The sequence below is a fragment of the Salipiger marinus genome (assembly GCF_035481585.1).
Classification (GTDB): Bacteria; Pseudomonadota; Alphaproteobacteria; order Rhodobacterales; family Rhodobacteraceae; genus Salipiger; species Salipiger marinus.
Genome location: NZ_JAYKSL010000043.1, coordinates 1 through 14,403 on the forward strand (window position 1 = coordinate 1; position 14,403 = coordinate 14,403).

General features: G+C 59.1%; 17 protein-coding genes and 1 pseudogene. 9 read left to right on the forward strand and 9 right to left on the reverse strand.

Annotated features, from left to right (window positions below; all coding sequences use genetic code 11):
• Nucleotides 1–43: 43 nt before the first annotated feature.
• Nucleotides 44–250: pseudogene (locus VK682_RS26205) on the reverse strand (hypothetical protein); the annotation flags it as partial.
• A gap of 437 nt (nucleotides 251–687) precedes the next feature.
• Between VK682_RS26205 and VK682_RS26210 the strand changes: the two are divergent.
• Complete coding sequence (locus VK682_RS26210; RefSeq protein ID WP_324782877.1) at nucleotides 688–981, forward strand: hypothetical protein; 294 nt, start codon at nucleotides 688–690, stop codon at nucleotides 979–981.
• A gap of 28 nt (nucleotides 982–1,009) precedes the next feature.
• Here the strand turns inward: VK682_RS26210 and VK682_RS26215 are convergent, their stop codons facing one another.
• The 7 genes from VK682_RS26215 to VK682_RS26245 all read right to left on the reverse strand — a co-directional run bounded on the left by VK682_RS26215 (nucleotide 1,010) and on the right by VK682_RS26245 (nucleotide 7,005).
• A complete protein-coding gene (locus tag VK682_RS26215) occupies nucleotides 1,010–1,426 on the reverse strand; it encodes a hypothetical protein (RefSeq protein WP_324782878.1) in 417 nt (138 codons plus the stop codon).
• Nucleotides 1,419–1,673 (reverse strand): type II toxin-antitoxin system prevent-host-death family antitoxin, encoded by a 255-nt coding sequence (locus tag VK682_RS26220; RefSeq protein ID WP_324782879.1) that lies wholly within the window; start codon nucleotides 1,671–1,673, stop codon nucleotides 1,419–1,421. Before VK682_RS26220 ends, VK682_RS26215 begins: the two co-directional genes overlap by 8 nt.
• Nucleotides 1,674–1,750: 77 nt before the next feature.
• The gene (locus VK682_RS26225) at nucleotides 1,751–2,176 is read right to left on the reverse strand and encodes a hypothetical protein (RefSeq protein ID WP_324782880.1); all 426 of its coding nucleotides are present in this window, start codon (nucleotides 2,174–2,176) and stop codon (nucleotides 1,751–1,753) included.
• Nucleotides 2,177–2,378: 202 nt separating this feature from the next.
• Nucleotides 2,379–3,428, reverse strand: coding sequence for a helix-turn-helix domain-containing protein (locus VK682_RS26230; RefSeq protein WP_324782881.1), 1,050 nt, complete (start codon nucleotides 3,426–3,428; stop codon nucleotides 2,379–2,381).
• A 155-nt stretch (nucleotides 3,429–3,583) separates the two neighbouring features.
• Complete coding sequence (repB, locus tag VK682_RS26235; RefSeq protein WP_324782882.1) at nucleotides 3,584–4,654, reverse strand: plasmid partitioning protein RepB; 1,071 nt, start codon at nucleotides 4,652–4,654, stop codon at nucleotides 3,584–3,586.
• Entirely contained in the window at nucleotides 4,654–5,841 is a 1,188-nt protein-coding gene (gene repA, locus VK682_RS26240) for a plasmid partitioning protein RepA (protein WP_099828095.1), read from the reverse strand. The genes repB and repA overlap by 1 nt, the downstream gene beginning before the upstream one ends.
• Nucleotides 5,842–6,123: 282 nt before the next feature.
• The gene (locus VK682_RS26245) at nucleotides 6,124–7,005 is read right to left on the reverse strand and encodes a recombinase family protein (protein WP_324782883.1); all 882 of its coding nucleotides are present in this window, start codon (nucleotides 7,003–7,005) and stop codon (nucleotides 6,124–6,126) included.
• Nucleotides 7,006–7,231: 226 nt separating this feature from the next.
• On the opposite strand from VK682_RS26245, the gene VK682_RS26250 reads away from it, so the two are divergent.
• On the forward strand, nucleotides 7,232–8,299 hold the full coding sequence (locus tag VK682_RS26250) for a hypothetical protein (RefSeq protein ID WP_324782884.1): 1,068 nt from the start codon (nucleotides 7,232–7,234) through the stop codon (nucleotides 8,297–8,299).
• Nucleotides 8,300–8,589: 290 nt separating this feature from the next.
• Nucleotides 8,590–9,582 (forward strand): arsenic resistance protein, encoded by a 993-nt coding sequence (locus VK682_RS26255; protein WP_090525065.1) that lies wholly within the window; start codon nucleotides 8,590–8,592, stop codon nucleotides 9,580–9,582.
• Between the two features lie 69 nt (nucleotides 9,583–9,651).
• Here the strand turns inward: VK682_RS26255 and VK682_RS26260 are convergent, their stop codons facing one another.
• Entirely contained in the window at nucleotides 9,652–10,053 is a 402-nt protein-coding gene (locus VK682_RS26260; protein WP_090525063.1) for a MerR family transcriptional regulator, read from the reverse strand.
• A gap of 96 nt (nucleotides 10,054–10,149) precedes the next feature.
• On the opposite strand from VK682_RS26260, the gene VK682_RS26265 reads away from it, so the two are divergent.
• Genes VK682_RS26265 through VK682_RS26290 form a run of 6 tightly spaced genes read left to right on the forward strand, consistent with a single transcriptional unit; the run spans nucleotide 10,150 to nucleotide 14,384 of the window.
• A complete protein-coding gene (locus VK682_RS26265) occupies nucleotides 10,150–10,557 on the forward strand; it encodes a mercuric transporter MerT family protein (protein WP_176805118.1) in 408 nt (135 codons plus the stop codon).
• Nucleotides 10,558–10,569: 12 nt separating this feature from the next.
• Entirely contained in the window at nucleotides 10,570–10,875 is a 306-nt protein-coding gene (locus VK682_RS26270) for a heavy-metal-associated domain-containing protein (protein ID WP_090525059.1), read from the forward strand.
• Between the two features lie 37 nt (nucleotides 10,876–10,912).
• Entirely contained in the window at nucleotides 10,913–11,353 is a 441-nt protein-coding gene (merF, locus tag VK682_RS26275) for a mercury resistance system transport protein MerF (RefSeq protein ID WP_082154699.1), read from the forward strand.
• On the forward strand, nucleotides 11,337–12,686 hold the full coding sequence (locus VK682_RS26280) for a dihydrolipoyl dehydrogenase family protein (protein ID WP_090525057.1): 1,350 nt from the start codon (nucleotides 11,337–11,339) through the stop codon (nucleotides 12,684–12,686). The genes merF and VK682_RS26280 overlap by 17 nt, the downstream gene beginning before the upstream one ends.
• Before the next feature lie 59 nt (nucleotides 12,687–12,745).
• Nucleotides 12,746–14,197: a mercury(II) reductase gene (gene merA, locus VK682_RS26285; RefSeq protein WP_090525055.1), complete on the forward strand. Its 1,452-nt coding sequence runs from the start codon at nucleotides 12,746–12,748 to the stop codon at nucleotides 14,195–14,197.
• Nucleotides 14,198–14,228: 31 nt separating this feature from the next.
• Nucleotides 14,229–14,384, forward strand: coding sequence for a hypothetical protein (locus VK682_RS26290; protein ID WP_324782885.1), 156 nt, complete (start codon nucleotides 14,229–14,231; stop codon nucleotides 14,382–14,384).
• The last annotated feature ends 19 nt before the right edge of the window (nucleotides 14,385–14,403 follow it).

Below are 14,403 nucleotides of genomic sequence, written 5' to 3' on the forward strand. Positions count from 1 at the left end.
AAATTATGCGCCTACCCGGCTCAGTTCTGGGTGGAAATCAACATGTCCCGCCCTTTCCGCAGATCACATGCGCGTTTGGCAATAACGCCGCCTGCTTCAGATAGCCGAGATCACGCAGGACAGTCTCGCGCTCGAGCCGTTGTGCCTGCCCCGTCTGGCCGGTTCGGCGTAGTTCCTTGTGTCGCCACCACGAGGCAGCGGTCGTGCGCAACACGCGCAAGACACCTGTTTGCATCGGAATGCCCTTCATCAGGAAAGACAGACCGGAACCCGGCCCGGACCCATCTGAGGGACCCCAAAGGCCCTCATCCGTCAGTCACAAAACCCGAAGAACACTTTCACTCTTTAGGGATCTGATGCCGGAGATTGTTAAATGCGAAGCTCATGAGAACGCAGGATCCTGCACTTTCCGGCATCAGACCCCAATGAGNAACACTTTCACTCTTTAGGGATCTGATGCCGGAGATTGTTAAATGCGAAGCTCATGAGAACGCAGGATCCTGCACTTTCCGGCATCAGACCCCAATGAGGAACAGGATCAGGCCCGGACACCCTCTTTCGGGCATCCTCAGGCCTGACCTCCCCCGGCCCTCCTTTTCCTCTCAAACCCTATGATTTCCGCAGGTGGCTTGATTTTGTTCCAGTTATGTTCTATTTTAAGGACCATGCTAAGAAGGGAGATCCCCGATGGAAAGCACCGCTTACGCCCTGCCCGCGACGCCCAAGCAGATCGCCTATGCGCGCGCGCTGGCCTTGCGCAACCAGACGCTTTTGCCGTGGGAGGTTCAGCAAGATCGGCGGTTCCTGAGCGCCTGGATCGACGCACAAGCCAAGTTGAACCCGGGCGCGCAGGACAGCCGCCCGACATCGAAGCAGGTCGCCTTCGCCGAGCGTCTCGCCCGGATCAAACGCCGCGCCGTCCCGGATGAGTGTTTCCGCGACAAGGGGCTGATGTCAAAATGGATCGATGGGAACAAATGAAGCTGGGTAGCCCCTGCGGTGATTGAGACTACTTCAGCCGATCAACAATCGATGCCCCGCCCGACCTGGCAAGCGCGATCAGGCTGGACTGGATTTTGGATGTGAAGACGGAACTGAACGTGCCGATGGGCGTGCGGTCCTCCCAGACATAGGACCGCTCCAGAATATCGGTGTTGATCTCGTCCAGCATGACCCATTTGCGGACATGGGTCTCCAATCCCACACGCTGCGACTCGATCTGTGGCACCTCGATGCACTTGCGCGAGGGCAAGGGCGGTTGCGTCGTGATCGGCAGGATGAACACCACGGTCTCGCTATCGGACTTGGCGACAGTGACGGCGATACAGACAGGCCGTGTCTTGCGGCCCTCGGTCTCGCCCGCCATCTGCTCGCGTCTCCACAGGAACGGATAGCGGAAAACCTCTCCAGCACTCGGCTTAGTCATCAGCCTGCGTCAAGTCCCGCTCGAGCCCTTCTATCATCAGCGCCTTGAGATCATCGGGCATCTCGTCAACCATATGAGCCTGTTGCGTGGCCCCCCGGGTGAGGTGCTGGTACTGGTCCATGCTCATCAGCACGAATTTCGGCTTGCGATGTTTGGTGATCGCAATCGGCGACCGAATGGCCGCGTCGAACAGGTCACTTGTGTGCCGCGTCAGGTCGGCAGCCTTGAACTCGGGAAGCTCATGCATGATAAGGGTCTCCATTTGTCCAGAATATACATACATTCTGGATATTCTGCAAGAGATGGGTTGAGCCCTTCCATGTGTCATCCGAACCGCCGCACGGTTTCAGTGTAGGTGTACTCATAGGCGGTGTTGCCGTCTTCAATGGACTCGTCCGAGGTCAGGTGGTCGTAGCCGCGAGAGACTGCCAACGCGCCGTAGCGGTCAAACATGACGAAGGCCCCTGCCCGCCCGATGTCCGTCGGATTGAAGGCTATCGGCCGGATCTCGATCTTTTGGACCTCTGCTTCTAACACGCCAAGCTGCGCATCGATCTCGGGGGGGGGTTCATCTTGTCTAGCGTACTCTTTTTCCAAGGCCTGATACTCGGAGAGTAGTTTGGTATGGGTCGCTTCTTCATCCGTCACCAGCCAATCGAGCAGCATTGTGCCACCCTCAGCGTTATAAGCATTAACACAGACAAAGACGGCGGTAAGGTTGGCCACCTGGGCCGAGGCGTCTGTGAACATCTAGCAAACCTGGAATGGCTTCTTGTTCCATGATAAGTTGATCACATCCCAGACCTGCACCTGACGCGGGTGATCTGGGTTCACCTTCAAACCAACATTCTTCTTCTTGATGATCGTATGGTTTGAAGTGTGCCGCATTTGTCTCTTGATCTTCGAGGGCTATGCAGACTCACCAGCCGGTCGAGTTTATGTGGCAAGAGTATCAGTTTCCTTGCCTCATCATAGCGTCGAGGTAGGCGTTGTTGTTTTTCACCTGTCCTGTGCTGGCTCTCAAAATTAATTCGTCGAGTGCAATAAGGAGCTGCCCTGGACCTCGGTCTCTAAGGTGTTTCATGATCCTGCCTTGTTCTATTCTTAGCAATTTTCCGACATCGGCCAATATTTCGAGAACTGATTGATGATCTCTTGGTTCATGCGGGAAGAAGTCCGATACGTTTTTCAGGTCCGTCCAAGCCATAATTGTTGGATCTCGGCGCTCCTGAAAACCAGAGGTTCTGTGCGCATCTGCTCTATCCTTTTTTATATTCAATCTTGTGGGTTCTACGTGCCGGACATTTTGTCCGTCGTCGCCGGACATTTGGTCGGGCATTGTTTCCTGAGCATCATGGTTTCCGACCGGAAACTCTCTGATGGTCGCTCCGACCAACTCTGCCAGCCTCTTGATAAGCTCTATGATCTCGTCGGCTTTGAGAGTTGCACGGCGTAGGATGTTTCGTACGTTTTGGAGAAATGAGACAGTCTCAACATCCTTTGCTTGGCGCAAAGCCTCGACACGAAGAGCCAGTGCCTCCGCCTTGAGTGACCGTAGCTTTTCCTGATCGCCCACAAGCTGTTCTGCGTGTTCGGTGAGCTCTCTTTCCCGATCATACATTGGCTGCAGATCGAAGCCAAAGGCATCTCTGATCAATCCACCGTAGCGAAGAGGGAACCGTTTGCGGGTTGCGCTATCCCTGCGCTGGATCAGCCCGGCATCCACGAGGTGTCCGATACACCGTCGAATCGTTCTCTCGTTCAGGCCGTTCGTTCTCTCAGACAATGATGCGTTTGAGGGAAAGACGATAGTCATTGTAGCTGTTTGTCCGGCCTTCTTCGGCATGAAGCTGATCAAGGCCTGCAGTGTTACTAGGTCATTTGGTGTCAGACCGAGTTCTTTGCGAAGCGCTCGGATCGGCTCGATGACCCTGTACGGATTCGTACCGGGTACAGAAGATCGTTCCGCCAAGGCGGGTGTGTGAGAAAATACCTGTCTCATGATGATGTCGGCTGAAAAAGCTTCCCCGTTCACCGCGAACGGTGTTGAAAACGATTCGGCTTCGGGGTATCAATCAGGTGTCTAAGCTAATCGAGGCCCTTCGGAAGCACTGCTTTCGGGGGGTCTTTCCTTTTCTGGCCTGTCCTCCTTTCTGCTCAGTTTTCGTTATCGTCTATGTCAGGACGATCAAGATCCTGATCCCTGCCGGAGACTGGGTTACCTATGGGTTCCATTTTCTCTGGGGTAATGATCTGCCCTGGACCAGCGGCCTTCGCGTTCGCCAACGCGAGAAGAGCGGCCTCTGGATTCTCAGAGATCCACTTATGAAGCCCATCATCTCCGTTCTTGACGGTGATGATCACGTTTCTTTTGGTGACCTTCACCATCCCGAGTTTTGTCTTGATTGCCGATGGGGCAGGGGGCTTGTGCTGTTTCAGGAGCCCTTCGAAGATCGCAAAGCGTTCGTCGGAGGTCTTGCCTGAACCTCTGGATTCCATGAGAGCATCATGGAATTCTCGGTTTCCGCCCGGAAACCCTTCATCTCCAGAGAAGCCAAGGCTCTCATAAGACTTTGCGGCAGCATACCAACGATCCCGTCCAACCCCGGGTGCCGCCCCGATCTTTTGGATGAGTTCAGTCGGAATACAGGAAGTGACTTGTTTCATGCGAGCAAGTCCCGTGAGCTTGTCACCGGCTTTCCTGGCTTTCTGATCGATGTTGAGGGCGTCACAGACCAGTCCCTCATCCTTGCCGGACTCTATGAGAGAACGTGCAAACAGGGCTTTCTCGATCCAGCTGAGGTCTTTTCGGAAGCTGTTCTCTTGGCCTTGTGCAAGAATCGCTTGATCCTCATCCAAGCCTCTGATGAGAGCCTTTGCGGGCTTTCCAATAAGTCGAAGGGCCGCTAATCGCCTGCGCCCATAGATGATCCTGTACCGCCCCCCTTCGGGGCTCAGAAGTATCGGGATAAGCTGTCCCTGCTTGTCAATGCTTTCAGCCAGTTCCCTGATGTCATCTTCGTCATCCAGGGCCAGACGATCTTGGAACTCGGAATCATCAATAAGGTCGGTACTGATTTCTTGAATTGAAGATTGTGCCGCATCCTGAAGAGAACGGGCCATTCCCGAAAGGGCAGGGGCTCGTGACTGGGTTCGAGTCGGAGAAATCGACGAGCTCTGCTGCTTTTCTTCATCCTCGGGAATGTCGAATGTGACTTTGCGGGCCATTACTTACGCCCCCATGCCGTTTTGATGAGCCCTTCGACTTCCGCCACAACCCCGTTGATGGACTCGATAGCCCGATCGTACGTCTGGCGATGAAAATCCGTTCTGGCGATCTCGAACAGTGTCTGTTGCGTGAGCCCAGCGTCAGAGACTGCGGAGGATTTCAGGAAAGGCTGAGTAAGAACGTCATCCGTGAACATGGTCCGCAGGAATGCCGCCATCTGGGTTTGGGGGCCGTCATTGGGCTCGAAACGAGTGATTAGAAATCTCATGAAGTCCCAGTCGGGCGATGCGCCCACATCAGCAATTGTTGCCATGAGGCTGGATGTGAGCTGCAGGAATTGGGCCATCGAGGCGACGTCAAGCATGCTTGGAATGACAGTGACGACTAGGGATGTCGACGCTACCAAAGCCGATAGTGTGGTAAACCCGAGTTGCGGTGGGCAGTCGATGACGACAATGTCGTAGTCTGTCTCGACTTCATTAATGCAAAGGGCAAGCCGCTGATAGAACGGCGGCCTGATATTGTTTCGAAGGGCGTGTGCGGTTTCGGTCTCGAACTCAGAGAGCAACAAGCCGGCCGCGGCTAGATCGAGGTTGTGGAAATACGTTTTGCGCACAACGTCTCTAAATGGGATAGGGTCCTCGTACCGAAGAGCATCGTACACCGTTCCGGCCTCAGGAAAGTCGATTTCCGGCCGGAAACCGAACATGGTGGTCATTGAGGCTTGTGGGTCGAGATCGATTGCCAGAACTCGATAACCATCAAGGGCAAGCTTTTGGGCCAGATGGATCGCCGTTGTCGTCTTCCCGGCGCCCCCTTTGAAGTTGGCGATCGAAATGATCTGGATATGCTCCCCATCCCGACGACGAGGAACGATATGCTGGAACTTGGTGCTTGACCGGGCTATTTCGTGGCGCGCTATATCGATTTGCTCTGCAGTGTAGAACCTGCGGCCGCGGGCGTCTGTCTCGATTTCACCGAGATCGAGCTTATCCTCGAAAAACATTTTCCGCAAAAAATCTTGGCTTACCCCGAGGATCTGGGCAACTTCCGTGGATGAGAAGCGTCTGAGAGCCTTTCGTTCATCAGGTAGAAACGACTTGCGCATATTCACATCAAGCGATTTGCTTAGACGTGTCGCCATCGTTTGGATCTTTTGATCCATTCTGATCCGCTGCTCGTTCATGCCCGTCCCGCCGCCCGTCTTCCGGGTCTATCTTGAGAAGGAACGCAAAACCGCCGGAAACTGATGGTTAGCGTTCTTCCGCAAAAATGTCAGGAAAGCGTTTGGCAGGCAAGGATTTTTTCAAATGGTGGGCCGGTATCCGGTGAAATCATTTATTTACAATGACTTATCTTATTTCGTGGATCCAGCGCGTCAAGTGCTTGTGTCGCTGCCATCTCTTAAACGCAAGATGTACCCGATTCACATAGGCGGTTTTGCTTCCAAAGAACGAATCTGAGTCTCTTAAATCATTCCCAGACTCTCGGCTCGCTCCAACAGCATCTTGACCGATGAGGGCTGCCATCTCGTTCGGCCACGGGGCGTGCGTTCGCGCATAGATTCCAGCCGTTCACAGATCGCTTGAAGCGTGATGTCAGGATCTGCGCCCTTGATGCCAGCAATAATGGCGGGCAAGCGGTCATCGGTTTCGCGGCGGCCGGCGCGGGCCAGCACCTCGGCAGGCAGGAAGCCGTCGCGGACATAAGCCTTCACAGCGCGTAAGAGACGGCTTTGGGTCCAGCGACGCGCCTCGGGCAAGGGGCCGTTGATGATGCGCAACACGTCTTCCCAGGCCAAGTCGGGGCGCAACCGGCGCACATGGGGCACCCAGTCTTGTGCCGTCTCGTTCAGGCGCTCCATGTAGCCGTCCTGTCTTGCCAGCCGTACCTTACGAAGAGCGGCAGGGTCTTTGGCCCGCAGCCCAGGGTTCCCGCCCACGCGGCCCTTTGTGCGCGCGCTGGCGAGGCCGGCCTTGGTGCGTTCCCGGATCAGGGCGCGTTCGAACTCGGCCGCGGCCCCCAGCACTTGCAACGTGAACTTGCCCTGCGGGGATCCGGTGTCGATGGGGTCCTGAATGGAACGAAAGTACGCGCCCTTGGCCTCCAGTCGCTCGATCACCTCCAGCAGATGCGACAGGGATCGCGCAAGGCGGTCGATCCGCACGACCACCAGCGTGTCGCCTTTGCCGATGCGCTCCAACACCCGCGCCAGCACCGGCCGCGCACGATTGCCGCCCGAGGCCTGTTCTTCATGGATCTCGGCACAGCCCGCCGATTGCAGCGCCTCGGACTGGGGCAGGGGGGTCTGATCCTCTGTGGAAACGCGGGCATAGCCTATCAGGGACATGAAAACGGGCCGTTTGCAATTTTATATGTCACTACTAAACGACCGTTTGTAAGTGAATGCAAGTGCGGGCTCTGTGGGGCTGTTCAGTACAAAGCCCTTGGTTCCCTTACGCTGAGCGCGATCAGCGAGCTCTCGCAGACCATTGCGCGCGCGTGCTATATAAAGTGTGCAGGCGCACCCTGACAAAACCCTTGGATAAAACGCGAAAGTATCATATTTTGCACATATGGAGCCTCAAGCATTTATAAAGTATGGTGTTTTTGATGATCGTCTTGAGGATGCGGAGGAGCTTGAAGAGACTTCTGAGGACGACCTGTGGTTCCTGCCCGGTCCGATGGAAGAGGAGCCGCATTTTCTGCCGCCCGGACCTAGGGCCGAAGTGCGTGAGACCGCTGTTCTCGACGATTGGCGACATGCCGAGGCGGGCCATGCTGCCCGCCTTGCCCGTGTGGCCGGCCGGATCGGGGCGTTAGACGACCGTCTGAAGCGTGGCCCGGAAGGCTGGCGGCACAGGCTTGCGTTGATCGAGGCGGCAGACCTCAGCTGGTTTGCAGGCGACCGAATTGGCCCGGATCGGCTGGCGCTCTGGATATCCATGCGCTTGTCCGGCGTGCAGGACGACACCGCAGCGCTTGCGCGTGTCGGATGGGCGGTGCGGCGTCTTACAGGCGGTCCCGGCCCAGAGGTGGACCTGTCCGCCTTCCTCGATCGCCGTGACCCCGAGAACATGGTGGATGAAGCCGAGCCCTTCGCGGATCGCGCGGGCGGGTGGCTTGACCTGATGGCGCAAGCCGCCGACCTGCACCCGATCACGCGTGCCTGCATGGGGTTTCACCTCTGGAGCCTCGCGGGCCTCGGACAGCAGAGCAACCGAATGGAAGCGGCGGTCACGGCGTCGCGCATTGCCGCGCATGAGGGCGAGGGGGCAATATTCGCACCCCTGGCCATGGGTGGGGCGGGGGCGCTGCGCGCCGGCGGCCCCCCGGCTGAACGTTTGGCGCGCTGGCTCGAGAAAATGGAAACGGCCTGCCTGACCGCGATGCGGCACCTCGACGATATCGAGACATGGTCGGCGCTGGCGGAAGCCGAGATGACCCCGCTCTCGGGCAAGACGCCGCCAGCCCTGCGCGGAGTGCTGACCGAATGGCCCCTGGTCTCTGCCCCTATGGCCGAGGCCCTGACCGGAGCCAGCCGCGCTGCTGTCCAGCGCAACCTCGCCTGGATGGAAGCGCGGGATCTGGTCCGCGAGCTAACAGGGCAAGGACGGTTTCGAATGTGGCGCGCCACAAACTGATGGTCGAACCGATCTGTGCGGCGGCCATGTTGCGTCTATCCGCAGCGCAGCTGAAACGGTGAGGAGCGCCGTTTTCCAGAGTCAAAGAGTTCGGCTGATCGGCTGAGACAATTCGGCTTTCGCCGCGTCCCCAACTACCATGAAAGCATTGTCGACTGGGTCGTGACCGGTCTGCGGGTATAAACCGGACAGACCATACAACGCTCCAAGCGACGAACGTGCCGTTGTCGTAACGGCCTGTCTAATGATGTCTTTTTGAAAATCGCCGTCGGATAGAGCAGGGGCAGGACATGAAGCTGCAGAATCTCGAACGCCATCAAGCTTGGATCTATCTCGCTGCCATCCTCTCCGGTCTGGTCTTGGGCGCGCTCGCGCCCAGTATCGCGGGGGTGTTAGAAGCGCTGCTGTGGCCCGTGCTGGGATTTATGCTTTTCACTACCTTCGCTCAGATGCCGCTCGCGCACTTGCCGCGCGCGACGCGCGACCGGCGTTTCATCGGCACCCTGCTGATCGGCAACTTCGTCCTGGTGCCGCTGCTGATCTGGGGGCTGATCGCGTTCCTGCCTGACGATCCTGCGCTTCGGCTCGGGGTGCTTGTCGTGCTGCTGGTGCCCTGCACCGACTGGTTCATCACATTCACCCATCTCGGTCGCGGCGATGCGGTGCGTGCCGCGACCGCGACACCGATCCTCCTCGCGGTTCAGTTCGCCTGTCTGCCGCTCTTCCTCTGGCTCTTTCTGGGCAACGCATACCTTGAGCTTCTCGCCGCCGATCGCATTGCCGCCGTCTTTGCGGCGCTTATCCTGCTGCCGCTCACAGCGGCTTTCCTGCTGGAGCGTTGGGCAGAGGCGCGCCCGGAGCGGGCCACGATAGTAAATCGCCTCGCCTGGCTGCCGGTTCCGCTTCTGGCTGTCGTGGTGTTCCTGATCGCGGCCTCGCAAGTCGACGTGGTACGGGATGCGCTGCCGGTTCTGGCGCAGGTGGCGGGCGTTTACGTCGCCTACCTCGTCGCCGCAGCACTTCTGGGTGCGGCGACCGGGCGGGCGGCCAGATTGCCCACTAGCGGGCGACGAACGGTCATCTTCTCGCTCGGAACCCGCAACTCCTTCGTCGTACTTCCGCTGGTGCTGGCGCTCGGACCGGAGTGGAACGTGGCGGCCGTGGTCATCGTCTTCCAGTCGCTCTTCGAGCTCTTCGGCATGGTCGCCTATCTGTGGATCGTGCCGCGCTATCTGGTCCCCGAACATGCGGCGAACACGCAGGACTCCGCGGCGAACGAATGATCGCAAACAACGGCGCTGGCACCATTGTACGCTTGGCTGACATGCGTGGGCGTCCTCAACTATGGCCTTTCAGGTCACCTCCGTCAGCGCGTCGATCACAGGGCATTCAGGGACATCGTCACCGGTGCATTGCGCTACGGTGGAAGACAGCACGCGTTCGATGCGTTTGAGATCGTCGATCTTGGCGCGGACCGAGGCGAGATGCGAATTTGCCAGACCCTGCACCTCGCCGCAGGTCTGGGCCCCACCATCGACCAAGGCGAGCAGATCGCGGACTTCGTCGAGCGTGAACCCAAGCTCGCGCGCGCGCATGATGAAGCGCAAGCGCGCGACATGCCGATCATCGTAGACGCGATAGTTTTTGCTGGAGCGCGGCGGCTCGGGCATGACGCCGATGTTCTCGTAGTAGCGAATGGTCTCGAGATTGCAGCCGGTCAGCCTGGCCAGATCTCCGCGCCTGAGGACCTTCACCGATCTGTGATGATTTATCACGTTTGACCCTCTTGAGCCTGTACCTGCTACAGACCCTGGATTGAGGTCATCACTGAGGCAAGGATGATTCGAACCATGACTGAAACCACATCCGCCGGCCGGCAGACGGCAATGGACGAAACAGGGGCTGCCGACAAAAAGGCATGGGCGACAACCTGGCTTGGCGCGCTTGGCGCGCTTGCCATGACCTCGTGCTGCGTCCTTCCGCTGGTGCTGGTCAGCTTCGGCGTTACCGGCGTTTTCATTGCGCAGCTGGGCGTTCTCTACCAGTACAAATGGATCACCTTCGCACTGAGTGCCGCCTGCATCGGCTATGGATTTTACAAGGCCTACCGTCCGATCCCGACTGAGGCCTGCGCGGATGGCACCTGCGCGCGCCCCATAAATCGGAAACTCATGCGATCCATTCTTTGGATTGCCACCGCCATCGTCACCGTCGCGATGATCTTTCCCTATCTCACCCCATACCTTCTGTCCTATTGAAAGGCTGAACCCATGAAGTCACTCCATCTTGCCCTTGCGGTCGTTGGAACTCTCGCAGCTTTCCCCGCCAGCGCCGCCGAACAGCGCATCAATATCGGGGTCGGCGAACTGACATGCCCGACCTGCTCCTACACGGTGGCGGCGGCCATGCGCGGCGTGCCCACGGTCGAGATCATCGACTTCACGGAGGGAGAGGAATTCGGCTCCGGCACCTACATCGTCGCCTTTGATAACGAGGCCGCCGATCAGGACATGATCGTCGAAGCAATCCGCGCCACCGGCTATTCGGCGGACATCGTCGAGTCCGGCGATTTCTGATCGCATTCACCGATCCGCACTCGGAGCTGGAGACAGCATGACAGACATGAACAATAACAATGAACCCACGACCCTTTTGCGGCGCGGCCTCATCGGCAGCGTATTTGCGGCGATCTGTTGCTTCACGCCGTTCCTGGTGCTGATCGTCGCCGGGGTCGGACTTTCTGCCGTTGTTGGTTGGCTCGACTACGCGCTTTTCCCGATGCTCTTCGCCTCGCTGAGTGCGGTTGCATATGCCCTGTGGCAGCAAGCCGGCAGACCAGGGCACAGTCCGAAAGCCCTTCTCATCGGCTTGGCGGTTGTTCTTTCGGCTCTGCTGTTCTGGCTGGAGTTCCGCTTTGCTCTGCGGATTTCGGTTGCCGCCGCTTTGGCGGTAGCGGGATATGCGCTCTGGCTCAGAAAATCGGGCAGTTCAGCAGTGAGCCGGATCAAGAGAAACTGGCACAAGGAAAGGAACAGGTATGACCAAGACGTATGACCTCATCGTGATCGGCGGCGGCACCGCTGGAAATGGCGTCGCCCGGATGGCCGCGGATGCAAGCTGGAGCGTCGCCAGCATCGACAGCGAACCCCATGGCGGCACCTGCGCCCTGCGCGGCTGCGACCCCAAGAAAATGCTGGTCGCGGTCACCGAGGGTGTCGAATGGGCCGAAAACATGGAAGGCAAGGGGCTGGAGGCGCAACCTTCGGTCAACTGGCCCGACATGATCGCCTTCAAGCGCAGCTTCACCGACGATATGCCGCCGCGCATCGAAGGCGGAATGGAGAAGGCGGGGATTGACGTCCAGCACGGAGAGGTACGGTTCACCGGCTCCGATACGATCGAGTTGAACGGCGAAACCCTGACGGCGAAGCATTTCCACATCGCCACCGGCGCGCGGCCGATGACGCTGAACATTCCCGGCGAAGAGCATCTGACCACCAGCACCGAGTTTCTTGAACTCCCCGACCGGCCTGACCGCATCGCCTTTGTCGGCGGTGGCTTCATCGCGATGGAATTCGCACATATCGTCAGGCGCGCCGGGTCCAGCGAAGTGACCGTGCTGGAGATGGCGGATCGCCCCCTTGGCAACTTCGACCCCGACCTGGTCGAAATGCTGGTCGAAGGCACCGAGGAACTTGGCATCGACCTGCGCACCAAGGCGAAGGTCACGAAGATCGAGAAACAGGGCGATGAATTCACCGTCACAGTGGAACGCGCCGACGGCACCGAAATCGTGACCTGCGACCTGGTGGTGCATGGCACAGGCCGGGTTCCGAATATCGACGGGCTGAACCTCGAAGCCGCAGGCGTCGAATACTCGCGCCGCGGCATCAATGTGAGCGACGCGATGCGCACCACCAATCCGGCGATCTTCGCCGCGGGCGACTGCGCTGCCAGTGGGCCCAAGCTGACCCCGGTGTCCGCCTTCGAAGGGCGTGTGGCAGGCAAGAACCTGCTGGCTGGAGAAGACGAGCGTACCGTGGATTATCCGCCGATCCCGTCGGTAGTCTTCACCCTCCCGATGGTGGCCACCGTGGGCTTGTCGGAAGCGGTGGCCAGGGAACAGGGGCTGAAGTTCGACACCCATTTCGAAAAGACAGGGGACTGGTATTCGTCGCTGCGCGTCGGCGCGAAACATACCGGATTCAAGGTTCTTGTCGAAGAGGGCAGCGGACAGATCCTCGGCGCGCATCTGATCGGACCGGGCTCTGAGGAGCAGATCAATCTCTTCGCCATGGCCATGGGTGCCGGGCAGACCGCCAACCAGATCAAGGCGATGATCTTCGCCTATCCGAGCTATGCCTCCGACATCGGGTCGATGGTGTAATTTCAGAATTTTGGCCGGGCGACCGTCGCGATGTCCGGTCGCAGGCCAAGGAAGAAGACATGGACCAGACCGTCAAGAAAAAGGATTGCTGCTCATCGAAAGAGGTGAGCGGCGACCAATATGACCTCATCGTCGTGGGAGCCGGCTCAGCCGGGTTCTCTGCCTCGATCACGGCAGCCGAGGCCGGAAAGCGGGTGGCGCTTGTCGGGCACGGCACCATCGGCGGCACCTGCGTGAACGTCGGCTGCGTACCGTCCAAGGCGATGATCCGCGCCGCAGAGGCGGCCCATGGTGGCGCGTCCGCTGCCCGGTTCCCGGGCATTGCGTCCTGCCAACATGCGGTGGATTGGCCAGCCGTTGTGAAAGGCACGACCGATCTGGTCGCGGAGATGCGGCACAAGAAATATATCGACCTGCTGCCCGCCTATGAGAACGTCACCTATATCGAGGACGGCCCGGCGCGATTGGTCGAGGGTGGCGTCGCTGTCGGCGGGCGGGTGATATCCGCCCCGCGCATCCTGATCGCCACCGGCTCGCGCCCCCATCAACCTGCCATCAAAGGCATCGACACCGTGGAGACCCTCGATTCCACCGGTCTGCTGACCCTGCCCGACCGGCCCGAAAGCATCATTGTGCTGGGCGGCGGCTATATCGGCTGCGAGTTGGCGCAGATGGCCTCAAGGCTGGGGGTGAAAGTCACGCTTGTGACCCGCTCGCGCCTTCTGCCCGGCGCCGAGCCGGAGGTGGCCCAGGCGCTGACGCAAGCGCTGAAGACCGAAGGCATCACGGTCGAGACCGGTCTTGCTTACGTCTCGGTCGCGAAAGCTGCGGGCGGCGTCAGTCTGACTGTCGAACGGGGTGGCAAGACCGAGGATCTGACCGCCGAACGGCTGGTTGTGACCACCGGCCGGATCGCCAATTCTGAGAACCTTGAATTGGAAGAGCTTGGCATCGAGACCGACGCACGCGGCTCTATCAAGGTCGGTCAGGACATGGCGACCACGCGTGCCGGCGTCTGGGCCGCAGGCGATGTCACTGACCGTGACCAGTTCGTCTACATGGCGGCCTATGGTGCCAGGGTGGCGATCAATAATGCCCTTGGATTGGAGCAGATGCGCTATGACAACGCGGCGATGCCGTGGGTCGTGTTTACCGACCCGCAAGTGGCCGGCGTCGGCCTTTCGGAGGCCGAGGCCAAGACGGCGGGGTACGACGTCAAGACCAGCGTGATCACGCTCGACAACGTCCCGCGCGCCGCCGCTGCACGCGATACCCGCGGCGTGATCAAGCTGGTGGCCGACGCCAAGACCGACTGCCTGCTGGGCGGTCAGATCGCAGCACCCGAGGGCTCTGACACCATCCAGACGCTTGCCATGACCCTCAAGTTCGGCATGACCGCAGGGGCGCTCGGCGCAACGATTTTCCCATATCTGACCACGGTTGAAGGACTGAAACTGGCCGCACAAACCTTTGACAAGGATATGGCAAAGCTCAGCTGCTGCGCGGGGTGAGACCATGGCATCAGGCGATAGATCGGACTTCTTGTCGACGCTTCCCGGGGGGCTGATCGGCTGGGGCTTGCCAATCGCCGCGATGCTCCTGGCGATCGGCGTCCCGCATCCGGTCAAGACCTGGGTCTGGGTCATAGCGCTGATCTGGATGGGAGCAGCTTGTCTGTTGGATGTCACTGAGAACTGACCCAGCGGCGATAGGAAAT

Bases quoted from the DNA above. Each gene is read 5' to 3' on its own strand.
- VK682_RS26210 (WP_324782877.1), top strand. From the start codon at position 688: ATGGAAAGCACCGCTTACGCCCTGCCCGCGACGCCCAAGCAGATCGCC.
- VK682_RS26215 (WP_324782878.1), bottom strand. From the start codon at position 1,426: ATGACTAAGCCGAGTGCTGGAGAGGTTTTCCGCTATCCGTTCCTGTGG.
- VK682_RS26220 (WP_324782879.1), bottom strand. From the start codon at position 1,673: ATGCATGAGCTTCCCGAGTTCAAGGCTGCCGACCTGACGCGGCACACA.
- VK682_RS26225 (WP_324782880.1), bottom strand. From the start codon at position 2,176: ATGTTCACAGACGCCTCGGCCCAGGTGGCCAACCTTACCGCCGTCTTT.
- VK682_RS26230 (WP_324782881.1), bottom strand. From the start codon at position 3,428: ATGAGACAGGTATTTTCTCACACACCCGCCTTGGCGGAACGATCTTCT.
- repB (WP_324782882.1), bottom strand. From the start codon at position 4,654: ATGGCCCGCAAAGTCACATTCGACATTCCCGAGGATGAAGAAAAGCAG.
- repA (WP_099828095.1), bottom strand. From the start codon at position 5,841: ATGAACGAGCAGCGGATCAGAATGGATCAAAAGATCCAAACGATGGCG.
- VK682_RS26245 (WP_324782883.1), bottom strand. From the start codon at position 7,005: ATGTCCCTGATAGGCTATGCCCGCGTTTCCACAGAGGATCAGACCCCC.
- VK682_RS26250 (WP_324782884.1), top strand. From the start codon at position 7,232: ATGGAGCCTCAAGCATTTATAAAGTATGGTGTTTTTGATGATCGTCTT.
- VK682_RS26255 (WP_090525065.1), top strand. From the start codon at position 8,590: ATGAAGCTGCAGAATCTCGAACGCCATCAAGCTTGGATCTATCTCGCT.
- VK682_RS26265 (WP_176805118.1), top strand. From the start codon at position 10,150: ATGACTGAAACCACATCCGCCGGCCGGCAGACGGCAATGGACGAAACA.
- VK682_RS26270 (WP_090525059.1), top strand. From the start codon at position 10,570: ATGAAGTCACTCCATCTTGCCCTTGCGGTCGTTGGAACTCTCGCAGCT.
- merF (WP_082154699.1), top strand. From the start codon at position 10,913: ATGACAGACATGAACAATAACAATGAACCCACGACCCTTTTGCGGCGC.
- VK682_RS26280 (WP_090525057.1), top strand. From the start codon at position 11,337: ATGACCAAGACGTATGACCTCATCGTGATCGGCGGCGGCACCGCTGGA.
- merA (WP_090525055.1), top strand. From the start codon at position 12,746: ATGGACCAGACCGTCAAGAAAAAGGATTGCTGCTCATCGAAAGAGGTG.